At 59.0% G+C, this 8,959-nt stretch carries 11 protein-coding genes and 1 pseudogene; 8 read left to right on the top strand and 4 right to left on the bottom strand.

Going from position 1 to position 8,959, the window contains the following annotated elements; genetic code table 11:
• Positions 1–52: 52 nt before the first annotated feature.
• The 4 genes and pseudogenes from B3Y70_RS17525 to B3Y70_RS00085 form a co-directional block, all read left to right on the top strand.
• Positions 53–295, top strand: a pseudogene (locus B3Y70_RS17525) (GGDEF domain-containing protein); the annotation flags it as partial.
• A gap of 86 nt (positions 296–381) precedes the next feature.
• Positions 382–735, top strand: a complete 354-nt coding sequence (locus tag B3Y70_RS00095; protein ID WP_288589018.1) for a GGDEF domain-containing protein — start codon at positions 382–384, stop codon at positions 733–735.
• Positions 736–801: 66 nt separating this feature from the next.
• On the top strand, positions 802–1,248 hold the full coding sequence (locus B3Y70_RS00090) for a flavodoxin (RefSeq protein WP_288589017.1): 447 nt from the start codon (positions 802–804) through the stop codon (positions 1,246–1,248).
• Between the two features lie 107 nt (positions 1,249–1,355).
• Positions 1,356–3,917: an EAL domain-containing protein gene (locus tag B3Y70_RS00085; RefSeq protein ID WP_273031813.1), complete on the top strand. Its 2,562-nt coding sequence runs from the start codon at positions 1,356–1,358 to the stop codon at positions 3,915–3,917.
• Here the strand turns inward: B3Y70_RS00085 and tesB are convergent.
• The 4 genes from tesB to B3Y70_RS00065 form a co-directional block, all read right to left on the bottom strand.
• A complete protein-coding gene (tesB, locus tag B3Y70_RS00080) occupies positions 3,884–4,744 on the bottom strand; it encodes an acyl-CoA thioesterase II (RefSeq protein WP_011786999.1) in 861 nt (286 codons plus the stop codon). The two genes, B3Y70_RS00085 and tesB, sit on opposite strands and share 34 nt — an antisense overlap.
• 125 nt (positions 4,745–4,869) lie before the next feature.
• The gene (locus tag B3Y70_RS00075) at positions 4,870–6,027 is read right to left on the bottom strand and encodes an NAD(P)/FAD-dependent oxidoreductase (protein WP_288589016.1); all 1,158 of its coding nucleotides are present in this window, start codon (positions 6,025–6,027) and stop codon (positions 4,870–4,872) included.
• Positions 6,028–6,042: 15 nt separating this feature from the next.
• Positions 6,043–6,210 (bottom strand): rubredoxin, encoded by a 168-nt coding sequence (locus B3Y70_RS00070; protein ID WP_008173532.1) that lies wholly within the window; start codon positions 6,208–6,210, stop codon positions 6,043–6,045.
• Between the two features lie 67 nt (positions 6,211–6,277).
• Positions 6,278–6,415 carry a hypothetical protein gene (locus tag B3Y70_RS00065; protein WP_222448543.1) on the bottom strand — a complete coding sequence of 46 codons (138 nt, stop codon included), beginning with the start codon at positions 6,413–6,415 and terminating at the stop codon, positions 6,278–6,280.
• A gap of 76 nt (positions 6,416–6,491) precedes the next feature.
• On the opposite strand from B3Y70_RS00065, the gene B3Y70_RS00060 reads away from it, so the two are divergent.
• The 4 genes from B3Y70_RS00060 to B3Y70_RS00045 form a co-directional block, all read left to right on the top strand.
• On the top strand, positions 6,492–7,049 hold the full coding sequence (locus tag B3Y70_RS00060; protein ID WP_011787001.1) for a hypoxanthine-guanine phosphoribosyltransferase: 558 nt from the start codon (positions 6,492–6,494) through the stop codon (positions 7,047–7,049).
• Positions 7,030–7,596, top strand: coding sequence for a chorismate--pyruvate lyase family protein (locus B3Y70_RS00055; RefSeq protein ID WP_222448542.1), 567 nt, complete (start codon positions 7,030–7,032; stop codon positions 7,594–7,596). Before B3Y70_RS00060 ends, B3Y70_RS00055 begins: the two co-directional genes overlap by 20 nt.
• Before the next feature lie 66 nt (positions 7,597–7,662).
• A complete protein-coding gene (ubiA, locus tag B3Y70_RS00050) occupies positions 7,663–8,547 on the top strand; it encodes a 4-hydroxybenzoate octaprenyltransferase (RefSeq protein ID WP_222448541.1) in 885 nt (294 codons plus the stop codon).
• Between the two features lie 121 nt (positions 8,548–8,668).
• Positions 8,669–8,959: response regulator (locus B3Y70_RS00045; RefSeq protein WP_288589014.1), on the top strand; the 291-nt coding region annotated here is incomplete at its 3' end.

Genomic DNA, 8,959 nt, shown 5'->3' with positions numbered 1-8,959 from the left:
CATCCTGCTGTTCTGCTACCTGCTGGCCGTCCTGGTTTTTCAGTTTCCCGATATGCCCGGCGTCAGTGCCGAATACAGCACTGACTTCAAGATCCGTTTCTTCGCGACACTTACCTTTGAGTCGATCTTCTGTTTCGTGCTGGAGGCCGGACGTTTACGAGCCCGCAACAAACTCGTGGCACTGGCTCAGGCCCACGAACACGCCGCCCGCACCGACGAGTTGACCGGGCTGGCAAACCGGCGAGACATGCAGAGCCGGCTGAACAACGAACTCTCCCGGTTCGAGCGCTCCGGTCACCATTTCTCCGTTGTGCTGATTGATCTGGATCTGTTCAAGCGCATTAACGATGACTTTCGGCCACGATGCCGGGGACGAGGTTCTTGCGCCAGTTCGCGGATCTGGTCAGACAGATGGTCCGCCAGTCGGATGTGGCTGCCCGCTGGGGCGGTGAGGAATTTCTGCTGCTATTACCCGACACCACTTTGCTACAGGCCCTCACCCTGGCTGAGCGCCTGCGCGCCGAAGTGGCGGCCACCCGTTTTCATCATCGGGAACAAACCCTGCCAGTCACCATCAGTGCCGGGGTATGCTCCATTTCCAAATCCGGATCGATCAACGAACTGCTCAAGCAGGCAGACGTGCAGCTCTACAACGCCAAGGAGAGTGGCCGGAACCGTATTGCCCCCAGGGTACGGAGCCAGGACGCCGGGCCCGGCCCCCAGACTCCGGCTTGAGCCAAACCAGTCACGCCATTACTATCTGCCCCGAACATTCCTACCCCATCAACACAGGCAGTCGTTATGGCAGCAATCCGCATTCTTACCGGCAGCGTTTACGGGGGCGCCCTGCTGACAGCGCGCCGTATCAAGCAGGAACTGGAACCCGAAGGGCACACCGTCACGGTTCTGGAAAATCCAACCCTGGCCGATATCACCGACAACCAGGACGCGTTGCTGGTGTGTACCTCCACCACTGGCCAGGGTGAAATCCCCGACAACCTGTTGCCGTTTTATCTGGACTTGCGCGAACAATTGCCTCAGCAGCCTGGCCGCCCCTTTGGCGTGATTGTGCTGGGCGACAGCTCCTATGGCGACACCTTTTGCGGTGCCGGAGACCTGATGGAAGAGGCGCTGTATGAAACCGGCGCCCGCAAGGTCGGTGACACTCTGCGGATTGATGCGTTGGAAACTCTGGAGCCGGAGGCCGAGGCCCTGCCCTGGGTACGGAACTGGATTAACAGCATTTGACCAATAATTACACAAGTTACCAAAAGTCTGCCGGTTACGGCTTGAGCCGCCTCAGACGACAGGCCATACTCAGGCCATAACGACAAGAACGGTAACCTGTGATTCTGATGCAACTGGCCCGATCCCTGGCAGCCCTGCTGATTCTTCTGGCGCTTTCGCTTCCCGCTATGGCTGCCAGTGATGGCTATATTCCAGCCATTGAGTATCTGAGACTGGCGCCGGACGACCAACGCAGCCCGCAACAGGCTCTGGAATCCGGCGACTGGCAAATCCTGAACGAACAAACGCCTAATTTTGGTTACACCCGGGACCAGGTCTGGCTGAAGTTCCCCATCACCCGGCCCCAAACCACCAATCTCCTGGAGATCACCTACCCGCACCTGGACCGGATCGATTTCTATCTGTTACGGGACGGCGAAATCCAGCTGAACTACCAGACCGGTGACCGCATGCTGTTCTCGGAGCGCCCGGTGGAGCATCCGCATTTCCTTTTTCCGTTCCAGCTTGAAGCCGGTCACGACTACCGCATCTTGCTGAAAATCGACACCGACGGTGCCATGCAGGTGCCGCTACGGCTGTGGAACAATCGCAGCTTTTTCGAGAAGACCTCCGTAGAAAGCCAGGTTCACGCCCTGTACTACGGCATACTGATTACCGCCATCTGCTTCAACCTGTTTGTATTCCTGGCGCTCAGGGAGTCGATCTACCTCTATTACGTACTCTCGACTCTGGGCTACCTGATCCTGATCGGCACCCTGAACGGTATTACCTACCAGTTTATCTGGCCCGCGCTTCCTGGCCTGCAAAGCAACGCCATGGTCCTGTCCATACCACTGGCCTTGCTTTTCACACTCATGTTCGCCAGATCCTTTCTGAAACTGGAGCAATGCAGCCCCCAACTCGATCGACTCATACTCGGCACTATCCTACTAAACGGCGCCCTGGCTCTTGCTCTTGCCACAACTGTGATTGACTATGGCACGGGTATCCGACTGGCTGTCGCTCTGGCCATGCCGAGTTGCCTGCTGTTAACGGTTGTCGGACCGATACAGTGGGCCAGAGGCAATCCACAGGCGGTTTACTACACTCTGGCCTGGGGGGCCGTCACTCTGGGCAGTGCCATTACCGCCGCCAATAAGTACGGTCTGATTGCCACCAGCTTCTTCTCTGTGTATGGCATGCAGCTGGGCTCGGCCTTCCAGGCCATACTCCTCAGCCTCGCCCTTGCCATCCGGATATATCACGAACGCCAGGAGAAAGTGCTGGCCCAGGAGGCTGAACTGAAGGCGCTTGAAGCCCGACGCGCGGCCGAACTCCGGCTGATGGACCAGGCCCTGCATCATCCGCTCACCGGCCTGCCTAACCGCAGCAGCTATGAAATGCGCCTGAACGAATTGATCCGGAGCCAGCGCGGCAAACGCTTCGGCGTGGTCATCATCCATCTGGACAACCTGTATGCGGTCACCAAGACCCTGGGCCACCGCAACACCGACCGCATACTGGAGCTGGCCTCCAAACACTACAACGCGGTGATCAAGGATGTACCTGGGGCCATCTCTCTGGAGCAGACCGACAACCGAACCTTCTTCCTGGCCAGCCTCGACCCGCAAACCTTTGCCTTTGTGGTGGATGCTGACCAGGCGCTGTCGGTACCCAGAATCGTGCTGCGCAGCATTGAAGAGATCCGCTACCCGGTAGATTTCCTTGGCATGCAGGTTCCCCTGAACCCACAGCTCGGCGTGGCTTTCTACCCGACTCACGGAAACGATGCCAACACCCTGATTCGCCGGGCGGTGATCGCCGAAGGTTCTGACCGCGCCCGAGACCGCGGAATTGCCTACTACAAATCCTCCCGGGACTCCTACAGCGCCGACCGACTGACTCTGGTCTCCGACCTGCGCCACGCCATCGATCACAACGAGCTGACTCTGTTCCTGCAGCCCAAGCTGTGCCTGCGTACCCGCGCTATTACCGGATTTGAGGCACTGATTCGCTGGCCAGGACGGGAACAGCCGGTTCGGCCCGATGAAATCATCGCAGTGGCCGAACAGACCGGCCTAATCAAACCGCTGACGCGCTGGGTACTGAAAGAGGCGCTGGAAATGCGCGGGCGGCTGCTGGAGATCGGCTGGGATGCCGGAATCGCCGTCAACATCTCGCCCAACAATCTACGGGAACCGGATTTTGCCGTGTTCGTGCAACGGTTGATGCAAAGCTACCAGATCCACTCCGGGGCCATCACTTTCGAGGTCACGGAGACCTCCATGATGCAGGACCCCACCAATTCCCTGCGGGCGCTGAATGCGCTTGATGCCGCAGGCATTCCCCTCTCCATTGACGACTTCGGTTCCGGCTATTCATCCCTGTCCTACATCAAGCAATTGCCAGCTGGAGAAATCAAGATCGACCGTTCGCTGATTACCGATATCGCGGAACGGGAGCAGGACAGAGTGATCGTGCGCACCACCATCGATATGTGCCACAGCCTCGGCTACACCGTGGTGGCCGAGGGGGTGGAGGATAAGGAAACCCTGTCACTGCTGCACGACATGGGGTGCGATCTGATACAGGGCTACTTCCTAACCCGACCGCTACCCTTTAACGAAATGGTTGACTGGCTCGGCAACTACAATCCTCAGGCCTTACGTTCCCGGATCAGTGCTTCCTGAGTGGTGGAGGCCACCAAAACACCATCCCGGGTAAAGAAATTGCCCCGATTGAAGCCCCTGCCCGCCGAGGCACTCGGACTGTCCTTGTCATAAAGCAGCCAGTCATCCATACGGAAATCCCGATGGAACCAGATGGCATGGTCCAGGCTGGCAACCTGCATGTTCTTGCTCATGAAGGTGCGCCCGTGAGGAGTCAGGGACGTTCCCAGAAAGGAGAAGTCAGAGGCATAAGTCAGCAGACACCGATGCAGTACCGGGTCATCCGGTAAAGGTCCGAGGGCCCGAAACCAGTTCTGGCGATGGGGCGGGCGCTTTTCCGGCTTGAATGGGTTCATCGGGTCTACCGGACGGATCTCTATGGGCCGGTCACGGGTCAGCATGTCCCGCATTTTCTCCGGCACTTTATCTGCGATCAGCTTGCCCCAGTCCTGCTCGGACTTGAGTGTATCCGGATCCGGCGCTGCCGGCATGGCAACCTGATGATCCAACCCGTCTTCTGCGACCTGGAACGACATGGAACCGGTCAGGATTTCCTTGCCGTCCTGACGGGCAATCACCCGGCGCACCGAGAACGTGCCGCCATCCCGAACCCGCTGGACTTCATAATCGATCGGCATGCTGTGATTGCCAGGGCGCAGAAAATAGGCGTGCAGGGAGTGGCAGAGGCGATTTTCGACAGTCCGGCTGGCCGCCATGAGGGCCTGCCCCAGAACCTGCCCCCCGAATACATGCGGAAAGCCCAGATCCTCGCTGTCGCCCTGAAAATGATCGTCTCCGATCGGGGAAAGATCCAGCAACTCCACCAGTTTTCGGGTTACATCCAGCATGCGCGCTCCTGTCTTTTGTTAGCTCACGAACGGGTTTTCTACCCCAGACAGGAAAATTTCGCAACGGCTGAAACTGCCAAAGACGACAAACGGCTACCAGCCAACCTCACTGGTAGCCGCAGGCTTCAGTCCCGGTGAATAGGAGGGACTTCCTTCGCCAGTGTCTGCTTTTCCAGAGCAAACCGGCCGGTCACTGCGAAGCCAAGCGTGTCGCCGTCCGGGCTCCGGAACAGGGCTTTGACATCAGCCCCGTCCTGCTCCACCTGCCATTCGCCCTCGGCATCCATCGGTGGTGGGCAGACTGCGGTCGGGCAACAGGGTGTTTTTACCATCACCGGCATGGTGCCGTAGCTGACTTCCGTGCGCGTACCGGCCAGAGTTTTCGCCAGCGCCCGGGCACAGGCCATCAACGGCAGCACATAGAGCAGAACGCGCCCATCCACTTCGGCACAATCACCCAGGGCAAAGACATCCGGTGCGGACGTTTCCAGAGCCCGGTTCACCTGAATACCCCGGCCGGAACGGATCCCGGCTTCGCGGGCCAGTTCAGTGCGGGGGCGCAGCCCCACTGCAGAGACAACAAGGTCGGCCTGGAGTTGCTCACCATTACCGAGCGTCAGCCCGACACCACTGCCCTGGTGCTCTACCCGCTCAACCACCGTCCCCAAATGAAACCGCACCCCAAGCCTCTCCAGCTCGGCCTGCACGGCACCGGCGGCTGCCTCCGGCAGCAGGCTGGGCATCAGCGATGGGTCCGGGGCGATCACATCCACTTCGTAGCCACCATTGCGCAGATCATTGGCAAACTCACACCCGATCAGGCCCGCCCCCATAATCGCGACCCGCTTGCCCTCGGCGAGGGCTTTACGGAAGGCACGGTAATCCATCAGGTCATTGATGGAATGAACCCGGTCCTGCGCGTTACCATCCAGACTCAGGCGGATGACGTCGGCGCCCCAGGCCAGAACCAGCTTGGCATAACGTATGCGCTGGTCGCCCAGCTTGAGCTCATGGGCATCGGTATCAATGCCCGTAACCGTGGACCAGGGACGAATGTCCACCCCCAGCTGCTCGGCCATAGCCTCAGGGTTAGCCTGGGCCAGACCATCCGCGTCCTTGTCTTTGGTAAAGCCGGTCGACAACATAGGCTTGGAATAGCTGACGCCGTCGTCGGCAGTCACCATAATGACCGGGGTTTCCTTATCCAGTTTGCGAAATTCCCGTACCAGTGAGTAACCCGACAAACCGGTACCAACGATCACAATAGGTGTCTGCTCGGTCATGACTCTGTCCTGCCTTTAGCCGATTTCGATCATTTCAAAATCTTCCTTGCCCACACCGCAGTCCGGGCAAACCCAATCCTCGGGCACGTCTTCCCATTTGGTGCCAGGCTCAATGCCATCCTCCGGCCAACCCTCGGCTTCATCGTAAATCAGACCACACACCACACACTGCCACTTCTTCATAACTAGCTCCCACCGATTTGTCTGCGAGGATATTATTGTCGAACAATAGAGCAATCAAGCAGAAAGGTCACAAAATGCGACCGAGTTCCAGCCGACCACCACTCACCCGATTGGCTGCCATCATAACCGCGACACCGGTATTGACCAATGCCAGCACCGACAGCCGGGCCCGGGGTTTTCTGCCAATAGCCATAATTACAGACATGGCAATACCGCCACGCCCCTCCCTTCGATCGCCCCACTTCGGTATAATCCGCCGTTTTGGACAGGACCCGATCGTTATGACCGATACCGTCGCTGAAATGAACCAGGTCATGGCAGACGCTGACTGCCTGGTTCCCGAAGAGCAGGTGCATGCCGCCATCGACACCATGGCCAGCGCCATCACCGATCGCCTCAAAGACAGCAACCCATTGTTGTTCTGCGTCATGAACGGCGGCCTGATCCTGACCGGTCAGCTCCTGCCACGACTGAAATTTCCGGTTCAGGCCGAGTATCTGCATGCCACCCGCTACCGCCAGGAGACCACCGGCGGAATTCTGGAATGGAAGCTGCAGCCGGAAGCCGACATGAAAGGCCGCACGGTTCTGATCGTCGACGACATCCTGGACGAGGGTACGACGCTGTGCGCCATTGCAGATTACTGCCTGGCCCATGGTGCCAGCGAGGTCCTGACTGCGGTGCTGGTAGACAAGGAGCACGATCGCAAGGCACGCCCCGGCCTGAAAGCAGACTTTACCGGCCTTTACGTTGAGGATCGATTCCTGTTCGGCTATGGCATGGATTACAAAGGCTATTGGCGCAACGCTCCGGGAATCTATGCCGTTAAAGGACTGTGACCAGCCCCCCGAGCTGAGCATACCTCCCACGTTCTGGTACCGGTCGCTGGCGGCGGCCGGCCTTTACTGTCCTGAGGTTCATGGCCCGGCCCGCTACTGGCTAACGGTAGAGGGGTCGTTTACCCGGGCCCTGCAGCAAAAATGTCAGGAGCGCTTTCACGTTGAGATTCTCAGGGAGGGTTTTTCGCCCCCAACCCCTGAAGAGGCCAAGCGCCTGAACCTGGCACCGCGCCAGCTCGCCTGGGTACGGGAAGTTCGCCTTTGCGGTGACGGCCGTCCGTGGGTGCTGGCCAGGACAGTGATCCCACAGAACTGTCTGCATGGCCACGGCCGCCGCCTGCGCAATCTTGGCAACAAGCCACTGGGCGCCTATCTGTTCAGCAGCCCCGAGTGGCAGCGGGGGCCACTGGAAACAGGGCTCTGCAAAGTCCGCAGCAACAGCCACCCTCGCCTTGCCCGCAGATCCCTGTTCCACCGGGGTTCCTGCGCCCTGTTGGTGGGGGAATACCTGTTACCCCGGCTATACCAGTCTCACAACCAGGGTTAACCCTACCGCTGCCGCTGGCTATAATCGGGTGCACTCTCACGCATCGACAAGCGGATACCAGCTCCTATGTTGCAGAACGCCCTGCCCACCCATGTTCATGCCCGCCTGGCGGATTACGCACGACTGCTGCGCATCGACCGCCCAATCGGCACTCTGTTGCTACTGTGGCCAACCTACTGGGCACTCTGGCTGGCGGCCGAGGGGGCTCCGTCATTTGCCAACCTGCTGATCTTTACCCTGGGCGTATTTTTCATGCGGGCCGCGGGCTGTGCCATCAACGATTTTGCCGACCGGGACTGGGATCGCCACGTCAAACGCACCAAAGACCGCCCGCTCACCGCCGGCCGGGTCCGCGCCTGGGAGGCCGTCGCTCTGTTTGCCGGGCTGTGCCTGGTGTCGTTTCTGATGGTGGTGCTGTTCACCAACTCCCTGACCCTGTATCTGTCTTTCGGTGGTGCGCTGCTGGCCTTTATCTACCCGTTTATGAAGCGTTATACCCATTTACCCCAGCTGTTTCTGGGCGCCGCCTTTTCCTGGGCCATTCCCATGGCCTGGGCTGCCGAGGCCAATCAGCTCAGCCAACTCACCTGGCTACTATTCACCGCCAATGTGCTCTGGACCGTCGCCTATGACACCCTCTATGCCATGGTCGATCGGGATGACGATCTGAAGGTCGGCATCAAGTCTACCGCCATTCTGTTTGGCGAGGCCGACCGGGCGATCATTGCTCTGCTGCAGACCATGGTGGTGGTGATTCTGGTGATGGTTGGCCAGCGGGCAGAACTGGGCTCCTTCTACTACCTCGGCGTTGTGGCCATGGCCACACTCTTCGTTTACCACCAGTACCTGGCCCGGGAGCGGAGCCGGGAAGACTGCTTCAAGGCATTTCTCAATAACAACTGGGCCGGCTTTGCGGTGTTTCTGGGTCTGGCGCTGGATCTGGCGCTCTGACTACCCGCCCATGTCATATACTTGTAACAAAGACGCGTTGTAATGACTCGGCAACATTACAAGGGAGTGTGTTCGCACCTCTGATCAGAGAACTCCCGAGGTCTGACACAGGTTGATGCATATGAGTGGAAAAACTGTCCTGATCGTCGATGACGAAGCGCCCATCCGGGAAATGATTGCGGTTGCGCTCGAAATGGCGGATTACGACTACCTGGAGGCAGCGGATGCCCGTGAAGCCCACGCCCTGATTATCGACAAGCAGCCCGACCTGATCCTGCTGGACTGGATGCTGCCGGGCACAAGCGGTGTCGAACTGGCGCGCCGGTTAAAGAAAGAAGAGGCCACCGCCGACATCCCGATCATCATGCTGACCGCCAAGGTGGAAGAAGATAACAAGATTCAGGGCCTGGAA

This window comes from Marinobacter sp. UBA5687, from assembly GCF_002420325.1.
In the GTDB taxonomy this organism is placed as follows: domain Bacteria; phylum Pseudomonadota; class Gammaproteobacteria; order Pseudomonadales; family Oleiphilaceae; genus Marinobacter; species Marinobacter nauticus.
This window is presented reverse-complemented; position numbering and strand designations above follow the sequence as displayed.